The organism is Streptomyces sp. NPDC060184 (assembly GCF_042728795.1).
Classification (GTDB): Bacteria; Actinomycetota; Actinomycetes; order Streptomycetales; family Streptomycetaceae; genus Streptomyces.
On the sequence record NZ_JBHWYX010000005.1, the window covers coordinates 16,146 to 42,783 of the forward strand.

The 26,638-nt window shown below is 72.7% G+C and carries 19 protein-coding genes; 1 reads left to right on the plus strand and 18 read right to left on the minus strand.

The features are described from left to right. Position 1 precedes the first annotated feature (1 nt). The 13 genes from ACFWEE_RS05195 to ACFWEE_RS05255 form a co-directional block, all read right to left on the minus strand. Entirely contained in the window at positions 2-850 is an 849-nt protein-coding gene (locus tag ACFWEE_RS05195; RefSeq protein WP_386886512.1) for a TatD family hydrolase, read from the minus strand. Beyond that, entirely contained in the window at positions 850-1,572 is a 723-nt protein-coding gene (locus ACFWEE_RS05200) for an EboA domain-containing protein (RefSeq protein ID WP_386886514.1), read from the minus strand. Before ACFWEE_RS05200 ends, ACFWEE_RS05195 begins: the two co-directional genes overlap by 1 nt. After that, positions 1,569-2,636 (minus strand): sugar phosphate isomerase/epimerase family protein, encoded by a 1,068-nt coding sequence (locus tag ACFWEE_RS05205; protein WP_386886515.1) that lies wholly within the window; start codon positions 2,634-2,636, stop codon positions 1,569-1,571. Before ACFWEE_RS05205 ends, ACFWEE_RS05200 begins: the two co-directional genes overlap by 4 nt. After that, positions 2,633-3,529: an SCO3242 family prenyltransferase gene (locus ACFWEE_RS05210; protein ID WP_386886768.1), complete on the minus strand. Its 897-nt coding sequence runs from the start codon at positions 3,527-3,529 to the stop codon at positions 2,633-2,635. Before ACFWEE_RS05210 ends, ACFWEE_RS05205 begins: the two co-directional genes overlap by 4 nt. Before the next feature lie 176 nt (positions 3,530-3,705). Then, positions 3,706-4,896, minus strand: coding sequence for an inositol-3-phosphate synthase (locus ACFWEE_RS05215; protein WP_386886517.1), 1,191 nt, complete (start codon positions 4,894-4,896; stop codon positions 3,706-3,708). Between the two features lie 203 nt (positions 4,897-5,099). Then, entirely contained in the window at positions 5,100-6,416 is a 1,317-nt protein-coding gene (locus tag ACFWEE_RS05220) for a ThuA domain-containing protein (RefSeq protein ID WP_386886518.1), read from the minus strand. Positions 6,417-6,670: 254 nt separating this feature from the next. Beyond that, a complete protein-coding gene (locus ACFWEE_RS05225) occupies positions 6,671-7,678 on the minus strand; it encodes a sugar phosphate isomerase/epimerase family protein (RefSeq protein WP_386886519.1) in 1,008 nt (335 codons plus the stop codon). Positions 7,679-7,688: 10 nt separating this feature from the next. Further along, entirely contained in the window at positions 7,689-8,897 is a 1,209-nt protein-coding gene (locus ACFWEE_RS05230) for a Gfo/Idh/MocA family protein (protein WP_386886520.1), read from the minus strand. 124 nt (positions 8,898-9,021) lie between these two features. Beyond that, positions 9,022-10,062 (minus strand): substrate-binding domain-containing protein, encoded by a 1,041-nt coding sequence (locus tag ACFWEE_RS05235; RefSeq protein ID WP_266713863.1) that lies wholly within the window; start codon positions 10,060-10,062, stop codon positions 9,022-9,024. Positions 10,063-10,079: 17 nt separating this feature from the next. Beyond that, complete coding sequence (locus ACFWEE_RS05240; protein WP_386886522.1) at positions 10,080-11,099, minus strand: ABC transporter permease; 1,020 nt, start codon at positions 11,097-11,099, stop codon at positions 10,080-10,082. After that, complete coding sequence (locus ACFWEE_RS05245) at positions 11,096-12,613, minus strand: sugar ABC transporter ATP-binding protein (RefSeq protein ID WP_386886523.1); 1,518 nt, start codon at positions 12,611-12,613, stop codon at positions 11,096-11,098. Before ACFWEE_RS05245 ends, ACFWEE_RS05240 begins: the two co-directional genes overlap by 4 nt. A gap of 385 nt (positions 12,614-12,998) precedes the next feature. Further along, positions 12,999-14,180: an ROK family protein gene (locus tag ACFWEE_RS05250; protein WP_386886770.1), complete on the minus strand. Its 1,182-nt coding sequence runs from the start codon at positions 14,178-14,180 to the stop codon at positions 12,999-13,001. A 524-nt stretch (positions 14,181-14,704) separates the two neighbouring features. After that, positions 14,705-15,862 (minus strand): ROK family protein, encoded by a 1,158-nt coding sequence (locus ACFWEE_RS05255; RefSeq protein WP_386886524.1) that lies wholly within the window; start codon positions 15,860-15,862, stop codon positions 14,705-14,707. A 373-nt stretch (positions 15,863-16,235) separates the two neighbouring features. Between ACFWEE_RS05255 and ACFWEE_RS05260 the strand changes: the two genes are divergently transcribed. Beyond that, entirely contained in the window at positions 16,236-17,861 is a 1,626-nt protein-coding gene (locus tag ACFWEE_RS05260) for a CehA/McbA family metallohydrolase (RefSeq protein WP_386886526.1), read from the plus strand. Between the two features lie 117 nt (positions 17,862-17,978). On the opposite strand, the gene ACFWEE_RS05265 is transcribed toward ACFWEE_RS05260, so the two are convergent. The 5 genes from ACFWEE_RS05265 to ACFWEE_RS05285 all read right to left on the minus strand — a co-directional run bounded on the left by ACFWEE_RS05265 (position 17,979) and on the right by ACFWEE_RS05285 (position 26,638). Further along, positions 17,979-21,008, minus strand: a complete 3,030-nt coding sequence (locus tag ACFWEE_RS05265) for an alpha-mannosidase (RefSeq protein ID WP_386886528.1) — start codon at positions 21,006-21,008, stop codon at positions 17,979-17,981. Between the two features lie 119 nt (positions 21,009-21,127). Continuing rightward, positions 21,128-23,215, minus strand: a complete 2,088-nt coding sequence (locus ACFWEE_RS05270) for an endo-beta-N-acetylglucosaminidase (RefSeq protein WP_386886772.1) — start codon at positions 23,213-23,215, stop codon at positions 21,128-21,130. Positions 23,216-23,457: 242 nt separating this feature from the next. Beyond that, positions 23,458-24,711, minus strand: a complete 1,254-nt coding sequence (locus ACFWEE_RS05275; RefSeq protein WP_386886529.1) for a glycosyl hydrolase — start codon at positions 24,709-24,711, stop codon at positions 23,458-23,460. A gap of 77 nt (positions 24,712-24,788) precedes the next feature. Then, positions 24,789-25,649: a carbohydrate ABC transporter permease gene (locus ACFWEE_RS05280; protein WP_386886530.1), complete on the minus strand. Its 861-nt coding sequence runs from the start codon at positions 25,647-25,649 to the stop codon at positions 24,789-24,791. After that, a complete protein-coding gene (locus tag ACFWEE_RS05285; RefSeq protein WP_386886531.1) occupies positions 25,646-26,638 on the minus strand; it encodes a carbohydrate ABC transporter permease in 993 nt (330 codons plus the stop codon). Before ACFWEE_RS05285 ends, ACFWEE_RS05280 begins: the two co-directional genes overlap by 4 nt.

Below are 26,638 nucleotides of genomic sequence, written 5' to 3' on the forward strand. Positions count from 1 at the left end.
GTCACTCCCCTCCGCGCTGGAGGCTGTTGCCCTCGTGGGTGGGTCCGGTGGCGGACGCGTCCAGGTTCAGGCGCCCGCTGAGTCCGTAGAAGGCGACGGGGTTGCGCCACAGCACCCGGTCGACGTCGTCGTCGGTGAAGCCCTCGGCGAGCATGAGGTCGGCGACCTTGCGGACCTTCAGGGGGTCGCTGTGGCCCCAGTCGGCGGCTGAGTTGACCAGGACGCGTTCGAGGCCGTGGGTACGGAGGATCGCGACCATCCGCTTCTCGTCCATCTTGGTGTCGGGGTAGACGGAGAAGCCGAGCCAGCAGCCGCTGTCGGCGGCCAGGCCGACGGTGGTCTCGTTGAGGTGGTCGACGAGGACCCGTTCGGCCTGCAGCGCGGACTCGCGGACGAGGTCGAGCGTGCGGCGCAGTCCGGTGAGCTTGTCCCGGTGCGGGGTGTGCACCAGGGCGGGCAGCCCGTGGTCGGCGGCCAGCTGGAGCTGGGTGGCGAGAGCGGTGTCCTCGGCCGGGGTCATGGAGTCGTAGCCGATCTCGCCCACCGCGACGACCTGGTCCTTGACGAGGTAGCGGGGCAGTTCGTCGAGTACCGGGGCGCAGCGGGGGTCGTTGGCCTCTTTCGGGTTGAGGGCGAGGGTGCAGTGGTGGGCGATGCCGTACTGCGCGGCGCGGAAGGGTTCCCAGCCGAGCAAGGAGTCGAAGTAGTCCAGGAAGGAGGCGGGCGAGGTACGGGGCTGCCCGAGCCAGAAGGAGGGTTCGACGACGGCGCGTACGCCTGCGGCGCTCATGGCCCGGTAGTCGTCGGTGGTGCGGGAGGTCATGTGGATGTGGGGATCGAAAAGGCGCATCAGGATTCCTCTCCGTGGCGGTCGTCCGACGGCTCGGGCGGGGCCGAGGTCCCGGTCAGGGACAGCACCCGTCGGAGATCCTCGGGCACGGGGCGGCCGGCGGCGGTGCGCTCGGCGGCGAAGTCGCGGAGCATGCGGGCGAGTTCGGTGTCGCCGTGGGCGCGCCGGGCGAGGTCGGCCGCCGTGTCGACGGGGACGCCCGTGAACAGGCACTTGAGGAGGGCGTGCCGCCAGGCGTGGGCGCCCAGGTGACGGGCGGCGTAGGGACCGACCGCGGCTGCCAGCAGCCGGGTGTCGTTGGTGCGCAGCGCGTCCTCCACGAGGGGAAGCGCGTCCGGGCCCGGTACGAGGGCGGGCAGCGCGTGCAGGACGGCGCGGCGCTCGTCGGCGGTGCCCTGACGGTAGACACGGGTGAGGGTGTCGTGGCCGGCGCGGGCCGCGCGCAGCAGCAGGACACGGGTGGCGTCCGCGTGCGCGGGGCCGCAGCGGCGGCCGGCTTCGGCGAGGCGCGCCTCCCATGCGGGCGGGGAGCCGTGGTCGCGCGGGGACGCGGTGGCATCGGCGAGGGCACGGTCCAGCCAGGTACGGGCGGCGGGGTGGAGCCGGGCGCGCAGCAGCGCGAGCAGCGCGTCGGGGGAGGTGGCGGCGAGGGTGGTGCGGGCCGGCCCGGTGGTGTCCGGGGAGGGGGTGGCTGCTTCCGGGGAGGTGGTCCGGGGTGTCATGCGGTTCTCCCTTCTGGGGTGGCGGTGGGCGTGCCGGGCGGAGGGGATGCGCGGTCCGGGCGATGTGGGCCGTCGGGGCGATGTGCACTGTCCGGAGGGGGTGCACCGCCGGAAGGGGGTGCGCCGTCGGGGCGGGGTGCGTCGGCCGGTGGCTTCCGCCGGTCCGTGGCGGCGGTGGCGGCCCGGCGCAGGAACGGGAGGGACCGGGCGGCCTGCTCGGGCCCCGCGTGCGAGTGCCGGGGCAGTTCGACGACGGTCAGGCCCCGGTAGCCGGTGGCGGCGAGGGCCGCCAGGACCGGCGGGAAGTCGATGTCGCCGTCGCCGAAGGGCAGGTGCTCGTGCACGCCGCGCCGCATGTCGTCGATCTGGACGTGCCGCAGCCACGGGGCTGCGGCGCGGACGCAGTCGGCGGGAGGGAGGGGTTCGAGGCACTGGCAGTGACCGATGTCGAGGGTGAGGCCGAGGTGCCCCGGATCGCCGAGCGTGTGGCGCAGCCGGTGGAAGTCCGCGAGGGTGGCGAGGAGGTGGCCGGGCTCGGGTTCGACGGCGAGGGGGACCCCGGCGGTCGCGGCGGCGTCCACGACGGGGGCCATGGACTCGGTCAGCCGCTGCCAGGCGGTGTCCGGGTCCGTGCCGTCGGGGGCGATCCCGCTGAAGCAGTGCACGGCGTGGGCCCCGAGGTCCGCGCCGACCCTGACCGCGCGGACCAGCAGGTCGGTGCGGCGGGCCCGGTCGGCCGGGTCGGCGTCGAGAAGGGTGGGCCCGTGCTTGCGCCGGGGGTCGAGGACGTACCGGGCGCCCGTCTCCACGGTCACGCCCAGCCCGAGCGCCGCCAGCCGGCCGGCGACGCGCCGGGTGCGCGCGCCGAGGTCCGGGGCGAGCGGGTCGAGGTGCATGTGGTCGAGCGTGAGTCCGACTCCGTCGTAGCCGAGGTCGGCGAGGAGGCCGAGGGCGTCGTCGAGCCGGAGGTCGCTCAGGCCGTTGGTGCCGTATCCGAAGCGCAGCGGCGCACCGGTTCCCCCGGGAGTTCCGGAGGGCTCGGGGAGGTCGGCAGGGGGGCTCATGTGATGCTCACTTTCCGGGCGGTCCTGGCGGCGAGGGGGGCCAGTGCGGCGGTCAGCAGGGCGGTGGCCGGGGCGCCGGAGCGGGCGCAGAGCGCGGCCTGGAGCGGGATGGTGGCGCGGATGCCGCCGCCGACGGCGCGCTGGGTGAGGGCGGGTGACGGGTTGAGGGCCGCGTGGAGGTAGGGGCGGGCTGCCGTCATGGCGTAGCCGGTGGTGGTGCCGGTGCGCAGGAGATTCCCGACGGTCCTCGACGGGGCGGGTGCGCCGGACGTTCCGCGCGCGCCGGGCCGTGCGCCGAGCAGCAGGGTGAGGGCGCCGGCCGTGGCGAGCGCGGCCAGCGGTACGAGCGGGGTACCGCCGGTCGTCTCCCGCCGGGAGACCGCCGTGACGGCCAGGGTATGACCGGCGAGGAGCGCCGCGGACGGTGCCGCGTGCCGCACGGGGCGGGTACCGGGCCCGGTAGCCGCCGCACCGAGCAGCAGGTCGAGACCGCGTGCCGCCGCCATCGCCGCGGGGCCCGCCGGGGTCCGTTTGAGCCCCAGGTCGTACGCCCAGACCGCCGCCGCCAGCGGGATCGCGACGGCGAGTGCGGGGCGGCCCGCCCGTGCGGCCAGGGCGAGGCCCGCCGCGGTGCAGACGGAGGCCGCCGCGAGGGCAGCTCCCGGGCGCACCCGGCCGGAGGGAAGCGGGCGGTGGGGGCGCTCGGCGGCGTCCTCGTCCCGGTCGGCCCAGTCGTTGAGGGCCATGCCCGCCTCGTAGAGGCAGAGGGAGGATCCGATGGCCAGCAGGGTACGGGGGCCGGGCCGCCCGCCGGACGCCGATGCTCCGGCCAGTGCGTCCCCGGGAACGGTGAACAGGGCCGGGAGGCGCAGCAGTTCGGCCCAGGCCCGCAGGTCGGGGCCCCGGCCTGCGGGTGGGTCCGCCGGGGTGTTCGGGGGGTGCGTTGTCCGGGGCGCGTCCGCCGGGCGGGCGGGGAGGTTCGGTACGCGGGGTCCGGGCGTGGGGTCCGCGGCCGGGCTCCGGCCGCCCGGCCGACGCACCGCGGACCGGAGCGTCGCCACCAAGGCCCTCAGCACCCCGCCTCCCGCGCTGCGGGCTGCTCCGGGGCGGCGGCCCCGCCCGCCTCGGCACCGGCCCCGGCCGTCCCGTCGCGCAGCCGCCCGGCGAAGCGGAGCAGCGCCGCGTACTGCTCGCCCAGCGCCGCGGGGCTGTCGCCCACCGGGTCCTTGAAGTAGAACCCGAGTTCGCCCAACGGCCCCCGGAATCCGGCTTCCTGGGCGCGCAGGGCGAGTCGGGCGAGGTCGATGACGAGCGGGGCGGCCAGTGCCGAGTCGCAGCCCTGCCACAGGGTCTGCAGGATCATCCGGGTGCCGAGAAAGCCGTCGAACGCGACGTGGTCCCAGGCGGTCTTCCAGTCGCCGAGCGCGGGTACGTCGTCGATGTGCACCACGCCCTGCGGGGTGGTGCCGAGAGTGTCGGCGAGGACCCGTTCCTTGCCCGCGTTCTTCGCCGCGGCGGCGGCCGGGTCGGCGAGGGCGGCTCCGTCTCCGCCGCCGAGCAGGTTGGTGCCGGACCAGGCGCGGACCGCCAGGGCCCGCTGGGCGAACATGGGGCCGAGGACGGCCCGCAGCAGCGTCTGGCCGGTCTTCCCGTCCCGGCCCGCGTAGGGCAGGCCCGAGGCCGCCACCGCGTCGGCCAGTTCCGGGTGGTGCAGGCCCGTCGACGGGGTGAAGTTGACGTACGCGCACCCGGCGCGCAGGGCCGCCGCCGCGTACAGCGAACTGGGCGGCAGGCTCGTGCCGGTGGGGGCCGGCTCGGTGGTGGAGACGTTGACGACCACCGTGCGGTCCAGACCGTGTCTGCCCGCGAAGTCCTGGATGTCCCGGGCGAAGGCGGAGATCACCTCGTCGGGGCCGCGGGTGTCCCCGGCCACCGGGCCGCCCGGCCTGATCTCCGCGTCCGCCGCGGCGAGTTCGGCTGCCACGGCGGCCGGGAGGCCGTGCGGCAGCACTCCGGCCGCCGCCAGTTGCTCCGCGCGCTTGGGCAGCGGGCAGTCCAGTACGTCGTGTCCGCCGAACACCAGCGACGCCAGGGAGGGCAGGCCCGAGGCGGCGAACGGGGGCGTCTCGGTGACCATTCCGGTGGGCGGGTGCAGGCCGGCGGCCACGGCGGCGCAGCCGGCGACGGTGGTGGTGGCGACGGAGCCGCGGGCGCCGATCAGCCACACTCCCACCCGAGCTGCGGAATTAGACGCGGACATGACAGACATGGCAGCCTCCTTGCCGGGCGAATTCCCTGCGTGTCTTGCGTGTGCGGTACGAGTGCCGTGCGAGGGCCGTGCGGATGCGGGGCGCGGCGCCGGAGCGGACCGGACCGGCGCGCGGCCCGGGACGAGGCCGGCGGGCGGGGGTACGGCGCGCCCCGCCCGCCGCGCCCGTCGGGTGGAACGGGGCCGGACCCGCCTCAGGGGAGTTCTCTGATCCGGATGTCGCGGAACGACACCTGGTCACCGGCTCCGTGGTTCTGGATGCCGAGGTGTCCCTCGCGCAGGCTCCGGGACGGATCGGTGTTGGTGAAGTCGTTGATCCGTACGCCGTTGAGCCAGACACGCAGGCGTTCGCCCTCGACGCGGATCTCGTACGTGTTCCACTCCCCCGGCGGGTTCAGCGCGCGGTCGCGCTTCTTCCGGTCGGCGGACTTGAATCCGTAGACGGAGCCCGTGGTGCGGTCCGGTGTGTCGGTGGCGTCGATCTGGATCTCGTGGCCGTGGTCCACGGCGGACCACGGGTCGTCGGAGGGCGGGAAGCCCACGAACACACCCGAGTTGTCGTCGCCCTCCGTCTTCCAGTCGAGCTTCAGGGAGTACGACTCGAAGCTCCGGCCCGCGTACCAGAGCAGCCCCATCCCGCCGTCGGAGGTCAGCGTGCCGTCCTCGGACAGGGTGAAGGAGCCCGGCCCCGCCTGCTGCCAGCCGTCCAGGGACGCGCCGTCGAACAGCGGCCGGTAGCCGTTCTCCGGCCGGCAGTCGGCCTGGGCCTCGCCGATGGCCCAGCGGATCCCGCCCAGCAGGTGCTGCCGGAAGGCGGGTTCGGCGTACGACTCCTTGGAGTGACCGCCACCGGTGTAGAAGGCGCGACCGCCCCGGTACTCCTGGCACCAGGCGATCGGATGGTCGCCGTCCATGGTGCCGCCCTGGTACGAGGACTCGTCGAGCGAGGCGAGGACGTGGGCGTGTTCGCGCGGGTTGGAGCGGTAGTTGTACCACTCGTCCGTACGGTCCCACGTCCGCGCCAGACCCGCTGTCGCCGGGTGCGCGCGGTCCTCCACGCGTACCGTGGCCGGCTGGATCGCCGGGTGCGCCCGGAACCAGGCCCCGGCCAGGCCGCCGTAGAACTCCCAGTCGTACTCGGTGTCGGCGGCGGCGTGGACGCCCACGTACCCGCCGCCGCGGCGGATGTACCCCTCGAAGGCCCACTGCTGGCGGTCGTCGAGGACGTCTCCCGTCGTCGACAGGAACACCACCGCGTCGTAGCGCCGCAGATTCTTCGCGGTGAAGGCGGTGGAGTCCTCCGTGGCGTCGACGGCGAAGCCGCCCTGCGCCGCGAGTTCGCGCACGGCGGCGATTCCCTCGGGGATAGAGTCGTGGCGGAACCCGGCCGTCTTGGAGAAGACCAGGACGCGCTTGGTCCCGGCCGGGTGCGCGGCGGAGGGTCCGGCCACGCAGCCCAGGAGCAGGGCCGCTCCGGCAACGGCCGTCGTCAGTCTGCCGGTCGTACGCATCACAGCCCCCTCGGCCCTCGGAGGGGCGCCGCGCTCGTCGGTGGGTGATGGTGTGCGGGGGTGTGGGGGTGGTGGGTGGTGCGGTCGGTGCCGTGCACGAACGCCTCCGGAGTGGGGCTGGTTGGTCAGGGCGGGTGCGGTGCGCCGGGACGCGCCTTCGTCCCGGGGAGCGGAGCCGAGGATCGCGGTGGCGGACTCCGGGGCCTTTCACCACACGGCCCACGGCCGGGCGGCCGGGCCCCGGAGCCGCCGGGTCAGGAGGGCTGGGTGCCGAAGGCCGCGTCGAACGATGCCTTCGGCGGGTCGAAGTCGAACGCCTTGAGCCGGGCCAGGGCCTCGGGGGCGCCCTGGAGCCGGTCCATACCCGCGTCCTCCCACTCGACGGAGACCGGCCCCTGGTAGTCGATGGAGGCCAGCATCCGGAAGACGTCCTCCCACGGGACGTCGCCGTGGCCGGCGGAGACGAAGTCCCAGCCGCGGCGGGGGTCGCCCCAGGGCAGGTGGGAGCCGAGCCGTCCGTTGCGTCCGTCCAGGCGCTTGCGGGCTTCCTTGCAGTCGACGTGGTAGATCCGGTCGCGGAAGTCCCAGAGGAAGCCGACCGGATCGAGGTCCTGCCACACGAAGTGGGAGGGGTCGAAGTTGAGTCCGAAGGCGGGCCGGTGGCCGACGGCTTCCAGGGCGCGCCGGGTGGTCCAGTAGTCGTAGGCGATCTCGCTGGGGTGGACCTCGTGGGCGAAGCGGACGCCTTCGGCGTCGAAGACGTCCAGAATCGGGTTCCACCGGTCGGCGAAGTCCTGGTAGCCCCGCTCGATCATCGACTCGGGGGCGGGCGGGAACATGGCGACCAAGTGCCAGATCGCCGAACCGGTGAACCCGATCACGGTGTCGACGCCGAAGGCCGCCGCGGCGCGGGCGGTGTCGGCGATCTCGGCCGCGGCACGCCGCCGTACGCCCTCGGCCTCGCCGTCCCCCCAGATCCGGGCGGGCAGGATGGCCTGGTGGCGTTCGTCGATGATGGCGTCGCAGACGGCCTGTCCCACCAAGTGGTTCGATATGGCCCAGCACTTGAGCCCGTAACGGTCCAGGAGCTCGCGCCGCGAGTCCAGGTAGGCGGAATCGGCGAGCGCCTTGTCGACCTCGAAGTGGTCTCCCCAGCAGGCGAGTTCGAGGCCGTCGTAGCCGAAGTCGCGGGCCAGGCGGCAGACCTCCTCCAGCGGGAGGTCGGCCCACTGACCGGTGAAGAGCGTGAAACTGCGCGGCACGGGGCCTCCTCTAGAACACGATCGGGGTGTAGACGGAGTTCTTCTCTGCGCTCTCCTCCACCGCGGCGAGCACCCGCTGGACCTGCAGCCCGTCCTCGAAGGAGGGCTCGGGAGCACGCCGTTCGGCGACGGCGTGCACGAGATCGCGGGCCTGGTGGACGAAGGAGTGCTCGTAGCCCAGGCCGTGGCCCGGGGGCCACCAGGCCTCCACGTAGGGGTGGTCGGGCTCGGTGACGAGGATCCGGCGGAACCCGGCGTGCGTTCCGGGTTCGGTGCCGTCGTGGAAGGCGAGCTCGTTGAGGCGCTCCAGGTCGAAGGAGAGCGACCCGCGTTCTCCGTTGAGCTCGATGCGCAGCGCGTTCTTGCGGCCGGTCGCGTAGCGGGTGGCCTCGAACGACGCGAGGGCGCCGGAGGCGAACCGGCCGGTGAAGACGGCGGCGTCGTCGACGGTGACCTCCCCGGTACCGGCCACCGCCCCGGCGGCGAGGCCGCTGGTGGGCCCGGCGGGCAGCGGGCGCCGCCGTACGAAGGTCTCGGTGAGCGCCGAGACACCGGCCAGCCGTTCACCGGCCAGGTACTGGGCGAGGTCGACGATGTGCGCGCCCAGGTCGCCGAGCGCGCCGGAACCGGCGTGCTCCCTGCGCAGCCGCCAGGTGAGCGGGAAGGACGGGTCCACCAGCCAGTCCTGGAGATAGGACACCCGTACGTGCCGCAGCGCGCCGATCCTTCCCTCGGCCACCATCCGGCGGGCCAGGGCCGTGGCGGGCAACCGCCGGTAGTTGAAGCCGACCATCGTCAACTGCCCGCGCTCTGCTGCCTCTTCGGCGGCCACGGCCATCGCGGAGGCTTCCGCCACCGTATTGGCGAGAGGCTTCTCGCACAGCACGTGCTTGCCCGCGGCCAGCGCGGCCAGCGCGATCTCGGCGTGGCTGTCGCCGGGGGTGCAGATGTCGACGAGGTCGATGTCGTCCCGCGCCACCAGGGCGCGCCAGTCGGTCTCGGCGCTCGCCCAGCCGTGCCGGTCGGCCGCCGCCCGGACCGCGGCGTCGTCCCGGCCGCAGATGGCCGCCAGGACCGGTCTCAGGGGCAGGTCGAAGACGCGGCCCACGGTGCGCCAGCCCTGGGAGTGGGCGGCGCCCATGAAGGCGTATCCGACCATTCCGACGCGGAGCGGTGGCTTCGCCGCCTCCGGTCCTTCGATCTGCTCCGGGTGTCCCATGGTGGGTCCTCCTCATCCTCTTCGTAGATCCGTGGGGGTGCGGAGGCCGTGTCCGCGGCGCCCGTCCGGGACCGCGCCTCGTTTCCGGGCGCGCGGCGGGACGCCGGGGACACGGCCTGGCCCGTCAGCGGAAGCCGGTGGGCATGTACTGGTCGACGTTGTCCTTGTCGACGACGGCGGAGTAGAGCGTGATCGACGAGGGGATCTCGTACTCGGCGAGGCCGCCGACCCCCTTGGCCTGGCCGAGTGCGCGGGCCAGGTCGATGGCCGAGGCTGCCATCGTCGGCGGGTACAGCACGGTGGCCTTCAGGACCCCGCTGTCCTGCTTGATCACCTCGAAGGCGGAGAGCGCGCCGGCGCCACCGACCATCAGGAACTCGTCGCGTCCGGCCTGTTCGATGGCGCGCAGCGCGCCGACGCCCTGGTCGTCGTCGTGGTTCCACAGGGCGTCGATCTTCGACTGCGCCTGGAGGAGCTGGGCCATCTTGGCCTGGCCGGACTCGACGGTGAAGTCGGCGGCCTGGCGGGCGACCTTCTGGATGTCGGGGTAGTTCTTGAGGGCGTCGTCGAAGCCCTGGGTGCGCTGCTTGGTCAGCTCCAGGTTGTCCAGACCGGCGAGCTCGACGACGCGGGCGCCGGACTTGCCCTTGAGCTTCTCGCCGATGTAGTGACCGGCGTTGAAGCCCATGCCGTAGTTGTCGCCGCCGATCCAGCAGCGGTACGCCTGCGGGGTGTTGAAGATCCGGTCCAGGTTGATCACCGGGATGCCGGCGCGCATCGCCTTCAGCCCGACCTGGGTGAGGGCCTTGCCGTCCGCGGGGAGGATCACCAGGACGTCGACCTTCTTGTTGATGAGGGTCTCGATCTGGCCGATCTGCGCGGCGGTGTCGTTGGAGCCCTCGGTGATCTCCAGGGTGACGTCCGAGTACTTCTTGGCGCGACTCTTGGCGTTGTCGTTGATCGCGTTGAGCCAGCCGTGGTCGGCCTGGGGGCCGGCGAACCCGATGGTGACCGGCTTGCCGGGCTGGTCGTCGGCGGCCGGCCGCTCGGCGGCGGCGGGCTTCTCGTCCTTGCTCTCATTGCTCGTGCAACCGGTGAGCAGCGCTCCGGCGGAGATGGCGGCGCTCCCGAAGAGCAGCCCTCTGCGGCTGGTGAGGTGTGACATGACGGTGAACCCCTTCCTCAGGTCGTGCTCGCGGTGCGGCGCTGGACGAGCACCGCGGCGACGATGATCGCGCCCTTGGCAATCTGCTGGACGTCGCTCTGCAGGTTGTTCAGGGCGAAGATGTTGGTGATCGTGGTGAAGATCAGGACGCCGAGCACGGACCCGGTGATGGTGCCGCGTCCCCCGCTGAGCAGGGTTCCGCCGATGATCGCGGCGGCGATGGCGTCGAGTTCGTAGAGATTGCCGTTGGTGTTCTGTCCGGACCCGGAGAGGATGATCAGCATGAAGGCGGCGATGCCGCAGCACAGTCCGGACAGCAGGTAGAGGTAGAGCCGCTGGCGGCGTACGTCGATGCCGGCGAGCCGGGCCGCCTCGGCGTTGCCGCCGACGGCGATCGTACGGCGCCCGAAGGTGGTGCGGTTGAGCACCAGCCAGCCGACGACGGTCACGGCTGCGAACACCAGGACGAGGGGCGGGATGCCGAGTACGTACGAGTCGCGCTCGCCGAGGCCGAGGAGCCCGTCGACCGTGACGATCTGGGTCTTGCCGTCGGTGATCTGGAGCGCGAGCCCGCGGGCCGAGGCGAGCATGGCGAGGGTCGCGATGAACGGGACCATGCCGCCGAAGGAGATGAGCAGCCCGTTGACGAAACCGCAGGCCACGCCGACGAGCAGGGCGGTGAAGAGGATGCCCGCGAATCCGAACTCCTGGGTGGCCACCGTGGTCGCCCACACCGAGGCGAGGGCGACCACGGCGCCGACCGACAGGTCGATGCCTCCGGAGGTGATGACGAAGGTCATGCCGACCGTGACGACGCCGATCACCGATGCCTGGGTGAGGACGAGTTGGAGGTTCTGGGTGTCCAGGAACTCGTCCGGTTTGGTGATGCCGCCGACGACGGCGAGGGCGACCAGCACGCCGAGCAGCGAAAGGGTGCGGATGTCAGCGCGCGCCAGCAGGGAGCGCCAGACGGGGAGGGTGCCGGCCGGTTGCGCCTTGTCGGTGCTGTCGCGGGGCGGGGAGGCGTGCTGCGTCATGATGCCGGGCTTCCTTCCAGAACGATGTCGAGTACGCGGTGTTCGTCGAGTTCTCGGGCCGGCGCCTCGTGCACGACGCGGCCCTCGCGCAGCACCAGCACGCGGTCGGCGAGGCCCAGCACTTCGGGGACCTCGCTGGACACGAGCAGCACCGCGAGTCCTTCGTCGGCCAGCCGCCGCACCACCGCGTACAGCTCGGCGCGGGCTCCCACGTCGACGCCCCGGGTCGGTTCGTCGAGCAGCAGCACGCGGCAGCCGCGCAGCAGCCAGCGGGCGAGCACCGCCTTCTGCTGGTTCCCGCCGGAGAGGGTGCGGACGGGCACCGAGGGGTTGTCGGGGCGCAGGGACAGTTCACGGGTGGCCGCGCGGGCGGCTTCCCGTTCCCCGCGGCGGTCGAGCCAGCCGGCGCGGGAGAAGCGGGAGAGGGTGGAGAGGGAGACGTTGCGGGTGACCGACTCCAGCATCAGCAGCGCCTGCGCCTTGCGCTCCTCGGGGGCGAGGCCGATACCGGCCCGGACCGCAGCGCGCACGCTGCCCGGCCGGAGCGGGGTTCCGTCGACGAGCACCTGTCCGGTCGTCGGCCTGCGGGCGCCGTAGAGGGTCTCCAGGATCTCGGAGCGGCCGGAGCCGACGAGGCCGGCGAGCCCCACGATCTCGCCGGGGCGGACGGTGAGGTCAAGCGGCGCGAACTCGCCTGCGCGGGAGAGCCCGCGGAGCTCCAGGACCGCGGGCCCCTCGGGCGGGGACGCCGGCCGCCGGGGGAAGACGTACTCGACGTTCCGCCCGGTCATCAGGGCGACGATGTCGTGGGTCGGGGTGGACTCCGCGGGCAGTCCGCCCGCGACCGCCCGGCCGTCCTTGAGCACGGTCACCCGGTCTCCGATGCGGCGGATCTCCTCCAGGCGGTGCGAGATGTAGACCACCGCCACGCCTTCCGCGGTCAGCGCCCCGACGATCCGGAACAGGTTGTCGACCTCGTCCGGGTCGAGGGCGGCGGACGGCTCGTCCATGACGATGAGCCGGACGTCGTGGGAGAGCGCGCGGGCCATCGAGACGATCTGCTGCTGTGCGGCCGACAGTTCCCCGACGAGACGGGCGGGGTCGATCTCCGGGTGGCCCAGACGCCGCAGGAGTTCGGTGGACGAGGTGCGCGCGGCTCGGCTCCTGACCACGAACCCGGCGGTGGTCGGCTCGTGGCCGAGGTGGATGTTCTCCGCGACCGACAGGTGCTCCACCAGGTCGAGTTCCTGGTAGATGGTGGCGATGCCGAGACGCATGGCGGCGATGGGCGAGCGCAGGGTCACGGCCTCGCCGCGCCAGTGGATGGTGCCGGTGTCCGGCTGGTGGGCACCCGCGAGGACCTTGATCAGGGTGGACTTGCCGGCACCGTTCTGGCCGAGCAGGCAGTGCACTTCGCCGGCCTGGACCTCCAGGTCGACGCCGTCCAGGGCGCGGACACCGGGGAACGACTTGGTGATGCCGGACATGTGGAGCAGCGGTGGCTGGAGTGCCATGTGGGTTCCCCTCGGCAGACGTACGGCCTCGGTCAGGGCAGGAGCACCTGGTCGGTCGGGTCGGATTCGGGCGTGCTGGAGCGGTACGAGGACGCGCTGTGCGGATCGCGGCGGTACGGCGGCTCGCGGTGCGCGACTCGCCGAGCCGTGGAGTGCGGTGACTCGCCGTGCGGTGCGGGACGGTGACTCGCCGTGCGGTGCGGGACGGTGACTCGCTGTGCGGTGCGGGCGGTACGGAGCGGCAGTGGCTGTGGCCGTACGGAAGGTACGGAGCTGTGCGGACCTGCGGAGCCGTGCGGGCGGTGCGGAGCGGAGCCGTGCGGGCGGTGCGAGCGGGGTGGTGCGGTGCGCTGTACCGGGAGGGGAGCCGTTGGCGGGGAACGCCCTACGCGGGTGAGAAGAGGTGGTCGCTGATGAGCCGGGCGGCACCGATGACTCCGGCGTCGTGGCCCAGTTCCCCGAGGACGATCGGCAGGTTGCCGGTCGCCAGGGGCAGTGACTGGCGGTAGACCTGGCTGCGGATGGCCGCGAGCAGGGTGTGGCCGAGGCCGGTCACTCCGCCGCCGATCACCACCAGACCGGGGTTGAAGAAGGAGACGAGGCCGGCGATGACCTGCCCGACGTGGGTGCCGCCCGCGCGGATCAGGTCGAGGGCGATGGCGTCCCCCGCCGCCGCGGCGGCTGTGACGTCGACGCCCGTGAGGGTGCCCTTCGCCGCGAGCCGGGCCGCGAGGTCGGCGGACAGGCCCTGCTGGGCCGCTTCGGTCGCGTCGCGGGCGAGCGCCGCACCGCCGAAGTGCGCTTCCAGGCAGCCCCGGTTGCCGCAGGTGCACGGCCGGCCGCCGGGGACGGCCTGGATGTGCCCGATGTCTCCGGCACTGCCCGTCACTCCGCGGTGGACCTCACCGCCGGCGACGATGCCGCACCCGATGCCGGTTCCGATCTTGACGCAGAGGAAGTCGGTCACCGAGCGGGCCACGCCCGCGTGCCGCTCCCCCATGGCCATCAGGTTCACGTCGTTGTCGACCATGACCGGGCAGCCGAGTTCCTGGCCGAGCACCTCCCGCACGGGGAAACCGTCCCAGCCGGGCATGATCGGCGGTGCGACCGGAACGCCCTCGGGAAAGCTGACCGGTCCGGGTACTCCGACACCGGCGCCGTCGAAGCCTTCCGCGAGTCCCGATTTCCTCAGCTCCGCCGCCAGGTCCAGCACGTGCTCGAAGACCGCGACGGGGCCCTCGCGTACGTCCATGGTCCGGTTGAGGTGGCCGAGCACCTCCAGCTCGGCGTTGGTGACGGCGACGTCGACCGAGGTCGCGCCGATGTCGACGCCGAGGAAGCGGAGCCCCGGTGCGAGCCGGACGTTGTGGGACCGGCGTCCGCCGCGTGAGGCGGCGAGGCCGTCGGCGGCCACGAGCCCGGTCTCCAGCAGCCGGTCCACCTCCACGGCCAGTCTCGACCGCGAGAGGTCGACCTGTTCGCCGAGGCGCGCCCGGGACTGGGGACCGTGGTCGCGCAACAGCTTGAGCAGGTGGGCCTGGTGGGCGTTGGCCGGTCGCTCGGTCATGCGTCTCACGTGCCCCTCCTCACCACAACTCGACCTGGGTTCCCGGGACTTGCGGATCCGGCTTTCGGTGGAACGTAGCAGCCAATGGCACGGCCGTGAAGAAGTCGTGCGTCGATTCGCGCAGACTTTTTCCGCTCCGAGGACAAAGCCCCTGCTGGATGCCCTCGTTCGTCCGGAGTGCACCCTCGTCCACCGAAGCGGCCGGGAGGGCGGCACCCGTCGCGCACCCGCGCCGCACGCCCGGACCCTGGACGCCCGGACCCGCACGTCCAGACCCGGCCGGCGGAAACCGGTCACGACCAACGGCTCTCCCTCGGCACGTCGGCGGCAACCGACCGCACGCGCGCCGGCCGCACGCGCTCCGGCTGGCCCCGCACCGGACGCGCGATCGCCGTCGACGCCGGGCCCGGTACCGCCCGCGCACCGCTCACGGAGTCGCCGACGGGCCGACTCGGGGGACGGGACGCCCCACGCTCAGACGTCACCAGGCGCGCGGGAGCGCTCCCATGGGCTTCGGCCGCCTGTCACTTCCGCGCGAAAGCGGCGGCGAGCGCCGCCGCGCCGATCAGCTCCGCGTCCCTTCCCAGCTGGGCGGGGAGAACGTCGAGGGACGCGGCGATGGCGGGCTGGGCGCTGCGCTGCACCGTCGCCGCCACCCCCTCCAGAAGCGCGCCGCCGGCGGCGCCGAGCTCGCCACCGATGATGACCGCGGCCGGGTTGAGCAGGTTGCTCAGGACGGAGAGCACCTCGCCGAGGATGCGGCCCGCGTCGTTCAGGATCCGCCAGGTGGTCGGATCGTCCGGCCGGTCCCCGAAGGAGGCGCCGGAGCCCAGGCCGGGATGGGTGTGGGCGATCTGCGCCTTGACGGACTCGACCGAGACCACCGCTTCCAGGCAGCCGCGTCTGCCGCACCGGCACAGCTCCGTGTAGCCGGGCAGCGGCGTGTGGCCGATCTCCCCGGCTATGCCGAGTGCTCCCCGGTACGGCTCCCCGCCGAGCACCATCCCCGCGCCGATGCCGTGGGACGCCTTCACGTACAGGAAGTCGGAGTAGCCCTGGCCCGCACCGCACCTCAGTTCGCCGTAGGCCCCGAGCACGGCGTCGTTCTCGACGTGGACCCGCAGGCCCAGCCGGCGTTCGAGTTCCCTCCCGGGGTCGAGGCCGACCCAGCTGGAGAGGATGGTGGGCGACCGCACCAGCCCGGTGGCCGAGTCGAGCGGTCCTGGGATCCCCGCTACCACGGTCGAGAGATCGTCGACGGCATGCTCGCCTCGGAGTTCCGCGAGCAGGTCCGCCGCAGCGTCCATGGCCTCGGACGCGCGCAGGTCGACGTCCAGGTCGGCACGCCGCTGGGCCAGCATCCGGCCCGTGTCGTCGACGACGGCGACCTTGACGTGGGTGTGCCCGAAGTCGAGCGCCGCCGAACTGGCCCCGCCGGGAACGCATCTCAGCACGCCCGCCGGGCGTCCGCTGCCGCTCCCCGGCCCCTTCGCCTCCGGGTCCTCCTCCTTCACCCGCTCCTCGGCGATCAGCCGGGAGACCGCGTGATTGACGGTGCTCCGGGACAGACCGGTGGCTTCCACGAGTTGCGCACGCGTGAGCGCACCGCCGCCTTGAATGACCCGGAAGACTTCTTCCCTGGTTCTGTTGCGGGGTGAAAGGCGATCGGAGGCCAGATCCATGGGCCGATGATAGTGGCAAGCTGGCGTTTTACCTGTCGTTGGTGAAACGTCTCTTTCTGGTTCACGCAAACCCCGGAACACCCGCTGTTTTCAGTTATTGGTGGTCCGAATGGTGCCCTGGAACCTTTCTCTTTCGTCCGGCGCCCGGCTGGACCCGTCCGACGGGCACGCGCCGTCGGTGAGCTGGACTCCGTGCCCACGCGGGTCGGCGACCCGGCCCCCGACCGCGTGCTTCCGCCACCGTCGATACCTCGCGCCGTCACGCCGGGGCCACACCGTGTTCACGAAGATCATCAAGAGTCGGGACGCAAGCGGATTTCAGGGACTGTCCCGGGACAGTCCGCACCGGAACACACTTTGCTGAGGACGACCCATGTGCCTTGACGGACACTGCGAGCACCAGGCGGACATCCTCCGCCCCGACGCCGGACGGACCGGCGAACCCGGGGACGGTCCGGGGCGCCGCGGGCTGCTGGCGGCGGGTGTCGCCGGTGCGGCTGCCCTCACCCTCGCTCCGATGACGTTCGCCCCTCCGGCCCGGGCGGCGCAGCCTGCCCCCCAGGGCTCGGAGGCGACGCACGTCATCAGCGGTCATCTGGCCACCGGCGTGGCCGACTTCGTCTACCTCCCCGTCGAGGTCCCGTCCGGCGTGCGGAAGATCGCCGTGTCCTACGCGTACGACAAGCCCGCGGTCCCCTCCGGCACGCCCGGCAACTCCTGCGACATCGGCATCTTCGACGAGCGCGGCATCGGGCTGGGCGGGCGCGGCTTCCGGGGATGGTCCGGCGGTTCGCGCACCTCCTTCGAGATCAGCAACAGCGAGGCGACGCCCGGCTACCTGCCCGGCGAGGTCGGCCGTGGCACCTGGCACATCGTGCTCGGGCCGTACCAGGTCGCGCCGCAGGGGCTGAACTACCAGGTCCAGGTGACCCTGACCTACGGCGAGCCCGGCCCGGCCGCTCCCCGCAGCTTCCCGCCGCAGCGGGCCAGGGGCCGCGGCCGTGCCTGGTACCGGGGCGACTGCCACCTGCACACGGTCCACTCCGACGGCAAGCGCCTGCCCGCCGAGGTGGCGGCCGGTGCGCGGGACGCGGGGCTGGACTTCATGGTCTCCACCGACCACAACACCTCGTCCGCGCACGCGGTGTGGGGCGAGCACGCCGGTTCCGACCTGCTGATCATCACCGGTGAGGAGGTCACCACCCGCAACGGCCACTGGCTCGCCCTCGGCCTTCCCCCCGGCGAGTGGATCGACTGGCGCTACCGCAACCGCGACGACGCCTTCCCCCGCTTCGCCCGCCAGGTGCGCCGCGGCGGCGGCCTCGTGGTGCCCGCCCACATGTACTGCGCGTACGTGGCGAGCCAGTGGAAGTTCGGCTTCGACGAGGCGGACGCCACCGAGGTGTGGACCGGCCCGTGGACGTACGACGACGAGCACGCCGTCAGCACCTGGGACCAGAAGATCGGCGAGGCGGTGCGCTCGGGCGGTCGCCCGCTGCCGGCCATGGGCAACAGCGACGCCCACAGCAGCCCGCAGGTCATCGGCCTGCCGCACAACGTGGTGCTCGCCGACGACCTGCGGACCGACGCGGTCATGGACGCAATCCGCGCCGGACGCAGCTGGATCGCCGAGTCCGCCGCGGTGGAGCTGGCCTTCACCGTGAGCGGCGACGCGCGGCAGGCCGGGATCGGCGAGACCCTCAAGGCGCCCGCCGACGCGCCGGTGGACGTCCGCCTCGACGTGAAGGGCGTACCGAACGGCACGGTCCGCTTCATCACCGACGAGGGCCAGATGCACCAGGAGTCGCTGAGCGCCGAGGGCGCCGGCACGGTGGTGTGGCGTACGACCACGTCGCTCGCCGCGTACGTGCGCGCCGAGGTCCGCCACCCGATGGCGAACGGTTCGGCGGGGCAGGGCAACACCATGGGCGAGGCCCTGATGTTCGGCCCGATGGCCGCACTCACCAACCCGGTCTTCCTGAAGACGTCGGGGCGCTGACGGCAGGCGCACGCGCGTGAGGACCGCCCACTCAAGACGACGGGGCGCTGACGGCAGAACGCGAGGAGTCCGCGGGCGTGGGGACCGGGTCGGCACCACCGGTCCCCACGCCGTGCCTCAGCGGCGGGCGAGCCGCAGGGTGACCAGCTCGAACGGGCGCAGGGTGAGAGCCGCGCCCGCGTCGGTGAGCTCCGGCGCCGTGGCCTCGTCCAGCGTCCGCTCCAGCAGGTCGGTCACCGTGATGCCAGTGGCCTCGAAGCCGAAGCCGAGGCGGACCCTGGCCCGGCCGCCGGTGGACTCGTAGAGCCGTACGACCAGGTCACCACTGGCGTCGGCGGCCAGCTTGACCGCGCTGACGACGACGGCCGGGTTGTCGACCGTGACCAGGGGGGCGACCTCGCTCCCGCCGGTCACCCGGCGCTCGGGGAGGTTGATGCGGAAGCCCTCACGGACCGCGTCGCCGATCGTGGCGCCCGGGGCGAGCGCGTGCCGGAAGCGGTGCACGCCCTGGTCGGTCTCCGGGTCGGGGAAGCGGGGGGCGCGCAGCAGGGACACCCGCACGGTGGTGGTGGTACCCGCGTCCGAGGTGCGCACGGTGCGGGTGACGTCGTGCCCGTACGTCGAGTCGTTGACGAGCGCCACGCCCCAGCCCGGCTCCTCCAGGTGGACGAAGCGGTGGTTGCACGCCTCGAACTTGGCCGCCTCCCAGCTGGTGTTGGTGTGGGTGGCCCGGTAGAAGTGCCCGAACTGCGTCTCGGAGGCGTAGCGGTCGGCGTGCACGTCCAGCGGGAACGCGGCCTTGAGGAATTTCTCCGTCTCGTGCCAGTCGACTTCGGTGTCGATGTCGAGGCGCTTGGCCCCCGGGGCGAGGGTCAGCAGCTGGGTCACCCGGGAGCTGCCGAAGCTCCGGACGATCCGGACGCCGACCGCGGCCGTGTCCTCGACCGGGGTGAGTTCGTCGAGGTTGGTGAGGTCGGTGACGGTGTTCCGGTAGAAGGCGTCGACGTCCCAGGCGTCCCACATGTTCGGGAAGTCGGGGTGGATCTGGAGCAGGTTGGCCGCGTGCCCGGGTGCGACGCTCTCGCGCTCGGCGGCGAGGTCGTACGCCGACACGACGAGGCCGCGGGCGTCGATCTCCACGCGGAGCAGCCCGTTGTCGAGCACGAACCCGCCGTCCTCGCGCGGGGTGAGCCGTCCCCGCTCTCCGGGGGTCGCGGTGGCGGCGGCTCCGGCCGGTACTCCGTCGCGGGTGTGCGGGGCGGAGTTGAAGAGCAGTTCGCGTCCGGCGGACGGGTTCCCCGCCAGGGCGCGCTGCGCCGCGTCGATGATGCCGTTCAGTTCGCCCGCGACGGCCGCGTAGGTCCTCTCGGCCTCGCGGTGCACCCAGGCGATCGACGACCCGGGCAGGATGTCGTGGAACTGGTGGAGCAGGACCGTCTTCCAGATCCGGTCCAACTGCTCGTAGGGGTAGGCGAAATCCTCCCGCACGGCGGCGGTGGCGGCCCACAGCTCCGCCTCGCGCAGGAGGTGTTCGCTGCGGCGGTTGCCCTGCTTGGTCTTCGCCTGGCTGGTGAGCGTGGCCCGGTGGAGCTCCAGGTACAGCTCCCCCACCCAGACGGGTGCGTCCGGGTATTCGGCCTCGGCCTTGGCGAAGAAGTCGGCGGGCTTCTCCCATGCGACGGTCGCGGACCCTTCCAGGCTGCGCAGCCGGCCGGCCTTCGCGATCATCTCGCGGGTCGTGCCGCCGCCGCCGTCGCCCCAGCCGGTCGGGGCGAGCGAGTGGCGGGCGACTCCCTTGTCCTTGAAGTTGTCCGCCGCGTGGGCGATCTCGCTGCCCTTCATGGAGCAGTTGTAGGTGTCGACCGGCGGGAAGTGGGTGAAGATCCGGGTGCCGTCGATGCCTTCCCAACGGAAGGTGTGGTGCGGGAACTTGTTGGTCTGGCTCCAGGAGATCTTCTGCGTGAGCAGCCACTTGGAGCCCGCGGCCTTGATGATCTGCGGCAGACCGGCGGCGAAGCCGAAGGTGTCGGGGAGCCACGCCTCGTCGTTCTCGATGCCGAACTCGTCGAGGAAGAAGCGCTTGCCGTGCACGAACTGACGGGCCATCGCCTCGGAACCGGGCATGTTGGTGTCCGACTCGACCCACATGCCGCCGGACGGCACGAACCGGCCCTCCGCGACGGCCTTCTTGACCTTGTCGTAGACCTCGGGGCGGTGTTCCTTGATCCAGGCGAACTGCTGGGCCTGGGACATCGCGAAGACGAAGTCGGGTTCGTCCTCCAGCAGGGCCGTCATGTTGGACGTCGTGCGGGCGACCTTGCGGACGGTCTCGCGCAGCGGCCACAGCCAGGCGGAGTCGATGTGGGCGTGGCCCACGGCGCTGATGCGGTGGGCGGACGGCTCGGCGGGCGTGGCGAGCACACCGGCCAGCTCCGCGCGGGCGGCCTCGGCGGTGGCGTTGACGTCCTGGAGGTCGACCGCGTCGAGCGCCCGGCCGATCGCGCGCAGGATGTCCCAGCGGCGGGCGCCCTCGACGGGCAGCTCCGCCATCAGCTCGCCCAGCACTTCGAGGTCCTGGACGAGGTTCCACACGTTCTCGTCGAAGACGGCGAGGTCCATCCGGGCGAGGGTGTACTGCGGTTCGTCGCCCGCGGTCTCCTTGTCGCCGAGCCGGGTCGGCAGGAAGGGGTGGTAGTCCAGGATGACGGGGTTGGAGGCGGCCTCGACGTGCAGCAGGACCTCTTCGCCGCCCTCGGCGGGCGCTGCGACCCGCACCCACTGGTTGCGCGGGTTGAGCCCCTTCACGGGGGTGCCGTCGGGGCGGTAAACGAGTCCTTCGCACTGGAAGCCCGGCATGTTCTCGTCGAAGCCGAGGTCGAGCAGCGCTTCGACGGTCCGGCCCGCCCAGTGGGCGGGGACCGTCCCCGAGACGCGGAACCAGCAGGTGCTCCAGGGGGCGCCCCACCGGTCGCCGACCGCGATGGGCTCCACGGGTCCCGCCAGGCCTTCGGCGACCGGCACGGGCTCGCCGGGCGCGTTCCAGACGGCGACGTCCAGCGGTACGGACTCCGGGTATACGGCGGGTCGGATGCGTTCGTCCAGGACCCGCTTCAGACGGGCTTCGACCAGGCTGCGGTCGTCGTGCATGGGGTGACTCCGTTGTGATGAGGGTGGGGTGGGGTGGGGTGGGGGTCTTGCCGACGGTTCGCCGGGGCTGCTTGCGGCGGTTCGACGGGCTGCTTGCCCGGGGTGGTTGCCGGGGTCTCCTACCAGCGGTGTGCCACGACCGCGGCACCGGACGGCGTGTAGAGCTCGTCCACGGCCGTGACCACGAGGCGGGCGGAGTTCTCGCCGGGTTCCCTGCGGATTCCGGGCAGGAAGAAGGCGGTCTGGCAGGTCCCGCCGAGGAAACGGCGGGTTTTGTCCGGGAGTTCCCGGTGGATCTCGTAGTGGCGTACCGGGCCCGGCGCGCGGTGCCAGCGCAGCCGCAGTGCGGTGCCGTCGGCGGTGGCGGCCGTGTCGGTGACGCGCAGGGCGGTCGGCGGGTGCGGGGTGGCGGCGCCGTCGCGCACGGCCAGCGCGCCGAGCCGCCACCGGACCGCGCCGGTTCCGGAGCGCGTGCCGCTCCCAGACCCAGTCCCAGTCCCGGCGCCGGGACTGGCTCCGGCTCCGGCTCCGGCTCCGGTGAGGCGGATGCCCAGGGCGTGGACGGTGCCGCGCAGCCGGCCGAGGCGCAGCGTCGCGGTGGTCCAGCCCGCCGCCCCGGGGCGCAGCTCTCCGGCGGGCAGGTGGGTGTATGCGGGCGGTGCGCCCGGCCGGTCCGGTTCGCGCAGGGCGACGGCGAGTTCCACGGTGACCGGGCCGGAGTCCGGGTCGAGGCGGTGGGTGAGTTCGACGACGGTGTGCGGGGTGAGGGGCAGCCGGGTCTCGAACAGGTCCACGGTGGCCGGATCCTCGATGGCGCCGTCGACCAGGAGGCTGCTGCCGCCGCGCCAGGCGTCGGCGAAGTCGAAGGCGACGGACGGGGCGGCACCCTCGGTACGGACGACCCAGCGGCGGCCGGGCAGACGGTCCTGGAGCCCGAGGTGGTTCCACGGCGTGTCCGAGACCGGCCGGCCGTTCTCGTACCACCGCAGGCCGTGGCCGGTGTTGAAGGTGGTGGCGAACGGAAGCCGGTCGACGGTCGAGCGGTCGGCGACCACCACCGCCGGTGCCCGCCACGCGGACGGGGGGCCGGGCCGGGACGGGTCCAGCGAGTCGCCGGTCCAGAACCGCTGGTCCGTCACGTGGAACTGGCCGGGGGTCCGGTCCGCCGGAAGGCTGTTCAGTGTCCACTCCGGCCGGTAGAAGCCGTAACTGACGGTGTGCGGGCGGTCGGTGGGCACGATCGCGTCCCAGTCGACCTCCCGGTTCCAGCCGGTGGACTCGACGTCCACCCCGGCCCACAGGTCGTAGCGGCTCCGCCCGACGCTCTCGGCCCGTTCCCCGGAGGCGGCGAGGGTGTCCGGGGTCCACCGGAAGTCGACGAACATCGAGTCGGCCTCCCGGAACAGGGCGGTGTTCTCGTCGTTCAGCGCGCCCTGCCAGCCGACCTGGCCGTCCGCGGTCATGGCGTCGTACCAGGTGGTACGGAGCCCGGCGGCCTCGCCGCGTGCGCGCAGTTCGGTGACGAAGGCGAGCATGTCCGCGCCGAGCGCGGCGTCCCCGCCCTCGGTCTCGGCGTTGAGGAACCAGCCGTCGAAGCCGTGGGCGGTGGCGACCTCGACCAGCTTCGCGGCCAGCGGGAAGTGTCCGGCCGCGTCGCGCCGCACCAGGTCCCGGGTCCAGCGCAGGTCGCCGCCGTGGTGGACCGGGGGGAGGAAGACGGTGCCGAGCACCGGTACGCCGTTGCGGTGGGCGGCGTCCACGACGGGGGCGTTGGGCGCGAGGATCAGCCCCTCACCGGCCGAGCCGCCCCAGAAGACGAGTTCGTCGATGTACGCCCACTGGGTCAGCGCGTAGTGGTCCGCGGTGGCGGAGCCCTGGGACGGGTTGCCCGCGGTGTGGTCGAAGGCGACCAGGGACGTGATCCGGGCCTGGCCGGTCCGTGCGGTGGTGTTGGCGGGGACCGGGGTGAAGCGTCCGGCGAGCGGGACGGTCGCGGTGTTGAACGGCAGGTCCCGGTCGTCCTCGGGGCGCCAGCTCTTGAGGCTGCGCCAGGTGATGCCGTCGCCCGGCGTGCCGGCGGGCAGCGAGTCCGGGAACCAGTACGAGGCGTAGGGCTGGAGTCCACCAGCACCGGCACCGGCACGTGCACCGGCATCGGCCTCCGCGGCCGGGGCGGCCGATGCCGTCGGAGCGAAGGCGGGTGCCATGAGCGCCGCCACGGTGCCCGCTCCCGCGAGGACCACGGTACGGCGGGAGGGGACGGCGGGACGCCACCGGGACTGGAACCGAGCTTGACGCTGAGGCTGGGACTGGGACTGGGACTGGGACTGGGACTGGGACTGGGACTGGGGCTGGGGCTGGGGCTGGGGCTGGGGCTGAGTCATGGTCTGCTCCGTATCGTGCCGTGCTGCGATTCCGGTGCTGTGCGGGTGCGCGGTGTCCGTCGGGGTCACCGGACCTGGTCGGGGGCGACGACCTCGGTGATGCCGCGCGCGGCCAGGTGGTCGCGGTCCCCGGCGTGGCGGGCGAGGACCGCGGTGGGGCGGGCCCCGTCCGCGGTGAGCCGGGCGAACGCCTCGAAGACCGCTCCGCCGGGCGCGCAGACCGAGCGGTTGGGCGCGGTCTCCTCGTCGCCCGCGTCGACGACGAGGGCGGTGGTCCGGGGGGCGGGGCGGTGGGCCGCGGCGCGCTGCTCCCGGACGATCCGGGCGATGGCGTGTCCGGCCGGTTTGACCTGCCGGTCGTTGGTCAGCAGCCCGAGGCCGTACTCCAGTTCGGGGAAGTCGGCCAGCGACCGGGAGACGTCGTGGGAGCACCACCAGGTGACGCCCCAGACGTCCTCGCAGTCCAGTGCGTTGGCGACGGTCGCTTCGGTGAACGCGGCGGCGTGCTCGGCGGGGATCAGGGGTGCGGGTGCGCCCACCTCCTGGAGCCAGACCGGCCGGTGCGGGTCCCGGGCCCAGGCCTTGGAGAGCTCGATCATGTAGGCGGCGTGGTGTTCGGTGGCGGTGCCGGTCCGGCCGTGTCGTTGGGCGGTCCCGTTGAAGACCCAGGAGTGGACCGCGGTGACGGCCCCGACGCGCGCGGCGTGCGCGGGGGTGAACGCGTGATCGTCGAGGTACCAGGCGGCGTCGTACTCGGCGTGCAGGTGGAGCTTTCCGGGCGCCCCCTCCTCGCACGCGTCGAGCAGGGTCCGCAGCCAGTCGCCCGCCTGCGCGGGAGTGAGGGGGTCGGGGTCGGGGTGCGGGTTCCCGGAGAACTGGTTGATCTCGTTGCCGAGGGTCATGCCGATGAAGTTCGGCCGGCCGGCGAGGGCCTGGGCCAGGGTCCGCAGGTACGCGACCTGGCCGGCCACCACGTCGGGGTCGGTGAAGATGTTGCGGCGGTGCCAGGTCTGTGTCCACGCGGGCAGGAAGTCGAAGCTCGACAGGTGGCCCTGGAGGCCGTCCACGTTGACGTCGAGGCCGCGCTCGGCGGCGGCGTCGGCGAGCTGGACGAGTTGTTCGACGGCGCGCGGGCGGATCAGGGTGCGGTTGGGCTGGAAGAGCGGCCAGAGCGGGAAGACCCGGATGTGGTCGAGGCCGAGTCCGGCGACGGAGTCCAGGTCGGCACGGACGGCGTCGAGGTCGAAGTCCAGCCAGTGGTGGAACCAGCCCTGACTGGGGGTGTAGTTGACGCCGAAGCGGGGCGGGGCGGAGAGCATGAGAGGTTTTGGTCCTGGTTCTGTGGTGCGGGCGACGGGCGGTCGGGGGCGTCCGGCGGATCGGGGCCGGACAGCCCTCAGCCCTTGACGGCGCCTTCGCCGACTCCCCGGAAGAAGAAGCGCTGCAGGCAGGCGAAGAGCGCGATCAGCGGGGCCACGGCGATGACCGTGCCCGCGGCGACGAGCCGCTCGTCGTTGGCGAAGGTGCCGTGCAGGTAGTTCAGCCCGATGGTCAGGGTGAACTGGTCCGGGTCGCTGAGCACGATGAGGGGCCAGAGGAAGTCGTCCCAGGAGCCCATGAAGGCGAAGATCGCGACGACGGCGAGCGTGCCCTTGACGGAGGGCAGCGCGATCCGGAGGAACCGCTGCCACACGTTGGCACCGTCGACGAACGCGGCTTCCTCCACCTCTTGGGGAAGGTTGAGGAAGGCGTTGCGCAGCAGGAGGACGTTCATCGCGCCGATGGATCCCGGGAGCAGCACGCCGAGCAGGGTGTTGTTGAGGCCGAGGTCCCGCATGGTGGTGAACTGGGCGATGATGATGCCCTCCACCGGGACCAGCATCGCGAGGATGAAGGCCAGGGTGGCGGCCCGGCGTCCCCGGTAGCGCAGCCGTGCCAGCGCGTAGCCCGCCAGCGCGGAGCCCACGCAGTTGGTGACCACGTTGGCGCCGGCCACCTTCAGGGAGTTCAGCGCGTACTCCCAGACCGGGATGGTGTCGGCGACCCGGGTGTAGTTGTCCAGGGTCGGATGGCTGGGGAAGAACTTCGGCGGGGAGCTGAAGATGTCCTCGGTCGGTCCCTTGAGCGAGGTGGAGAGCTGCCAGAGGAACGGTCCGACGGTCAGGACCAGGACCACGAGCAGCAGTACGTACCGCAGGACGAGCCGCCGGAGCGGGATGCGGCGGCCCTCGGCGTCGGTGGTCTTGAAGATGCTCACGCGTCCTCCTTGCGGTCGGCGCGGAGCACCAGCAGCATCAGCCCCACGGTCACCACGAAAATGACGACCGAGATGGCGGAGGCGTAGCCGACGCGCCCGCTCAGTCCGGTGCCGACCCGTTGGACGAGCATCACGAGGGTGGTGTCCTCACCGGCCGGGCCGCCGGCGGGGCCGGCCATCAGATAGACCTCGGAGAAGACCTTGAAGGCCGAGACCGAGGCCAGCGCGGCCACCAGCACCATGGTGGAGCGGATGGCGGGGACGGTGACGGTGAAGAACCGGCGGACGGCTCCGGCACCGTCCACGGACGCCGCCTCGTGCAGTTCCCGGGGCACGTTGGCCAGGGCGGCCAGGTAAATGATCATGTAGTAGCCGAGGCCCTTCCAGACCGTGACCGTCATCGCGCTCACCAGGAGCAGCCACTGGTCGCTGAGGAAGCCGATCTTGCCGATGCCCACGGTCTCCAGCAGGGAGTTGATCAGACCGCGGTCGTCGAGCAGCCATACCCAGATCAGTCCGACGACCACGATGGACGCCACGACCGGGGTGTAGAAGGCGGAGCGGAAGAAGCCGATGCCGGGGATGTGCCGCTGGACGAGCATCGCCAGCAGCAGCGGGAGGACGACGAGCGCGGGCACGACGCCGAGTACGTACAGCGTGCTGTTGCGCAGGCCCGTCCAGAACATCTCGTCGTGCAGCAGTTCCCGGAAGTTCGCCAGTCCGACGAACGTGCCGGGGACGAGCGTCCGCCGGTCGGTGAAGGCGTTGACCAGAGTGCTGAAGAACGGGTAGAGGCTGAACACCCCGACGACGAGAAGGCCGGGCGCCGCGAACAGCCAGGGACTGAACGGCAGATGGCGGCTGATCCGGGGCGGACGGCCGGAGCGGGCGGCGGACGCGCGCCCCGCGGGGCCGGTCCCGGGCTCCGGGAGCGGGGCGGCCGGTGCGGGGGTGCGGGCGGGAGCCGAGCGGACGGCTTGCGGTTTCAT

What these genes read in the sequence shown, in the direction of transcription:
- ACFWEE_RS05195 (WP_386886512.1), bottom strand. Translation starts at nt 850, where the DNA reads ATGCGCCTTTTCGATCCCCACATCCACATGACCTCCCGCACCACCGAC.
- ACFWEE_RS05200 (WP_386886514.1), bottom strand. Translation starts at nt 1,572, where the DNA reads ATGACACCCCGGACCACCTCCCCGGAAGCAGCCACCCCCTCCCCGGAC.
- ACFWEE_RS05205 (WP_386886515.1), bottom strand. Translation starts at nt 2,636, where the DNA reads ATGAGCCCCCCTGCCGACCTCCCCGAGCCCTCCGGAACTCCCGGGGGA.
- ACFWEE_RS05215 (WP_386886517.1), bottom strand. Translation starts at nt 4,896, where the DNA reads ATGTCCGCGTCTAATTCCGCAGCTCGGGTGGGAGTGTGGCTGATCGGC.
- ACFWEE_RS05220 (WP_386886518.1), bottom strand. Translation starts at nt 6,416, where the DNA reads ATGCGTACGACCGGCAGACTGACGACGGCCGTTGCCGGAGCGGCCCTG.
- ACFWEE_RS05230 (WP_386886520.1), bottom strand. Translation starts at nt 8,897, where the DNA reads ATGGGACACCCGGAGCAGATCGAAGGACCGGAGGCGGCGAAGCCACCG.
- ACFWEE_RS05235 (WP_266713863.1), bottom strand. Translation starts at nt 10,062, where the DNA reads ATGTCACACCTCACCAGCCGCAGAGGGCTGCTCTTCGGGAGCGCCGCC.
- ACFWEE_RS05240 (WP_386886522.1), bottom strand. Translation starts at nt 11,099, where the DNA reads ATGACGCAGCACGCCTCCCCGCCCCGCGACAGCACCGACAAGGCGCAA.
- ACFWEE_RS05245 (WP_386886523.1), bottom strand. Translation starts at nt 12,613, where the DNA reads ATGGCACTCCAGCCACCGCTGCTCCACATGTCCGGCATCACCAAGTCG.
- ACFWEE_RS05250 (WP_386886770.1), bottom strand. Translation starts at nt 14,180, where the DNA reads ATGACCGAGCGACCGGCCAACGCCCACCAGGCCCACCTGCTCAAGCTG.
- ACFWEE_RS05255 (WP_386886524.1), bottom strand. Translation starts at nt 15,862, where the DNA reads ATGGATCTGGCCTCCGATCGCCTTTCACCCCGCAACAGAACCAGGGAA.
- ACFWEE_RS05260 (WP_386886526.1), top strand. Translation starts at nt 16,236, where the DNA reads ATGTGCCTTGACGGACACTGCGAGCACCAGGCGGACATCCTCCGCCCC.
- ACFWEE_RS05265 (WP_386886528.1), bottom strand. Translation starts at nt 21,008, where the DNA reads ATGCACGACGACCGCAGCCTGGTCGAAGCCCGTCTGAAGCGGGTCCTG.
- ACFWEE_RS05270 (WP_386886772.1), bottom strand. Translation starts at nt 23,215, where the DNA reads ATGGCACCCGCCTTCGCTCCGACGGCATCGGCCGCCCCGGCCGCGGAG.
- ACFWEE_RS05275 (WP_386886529.1), bottom strand. Translation starts at nt 24,711, where the DNA reads ATGCTCTCCGCCCCGCCCCGCTTCGGCGTCAACTACACCCCCAGTCAG.
- ACFWEE_RS05285 (WP_386886531.1), bottom strand. Translation starts at nt 26,638, where the DNA reads ATGAAACCGCAAGCCGTCCGCTCGGCTCCCGCCCGCACCCCCGCACCG.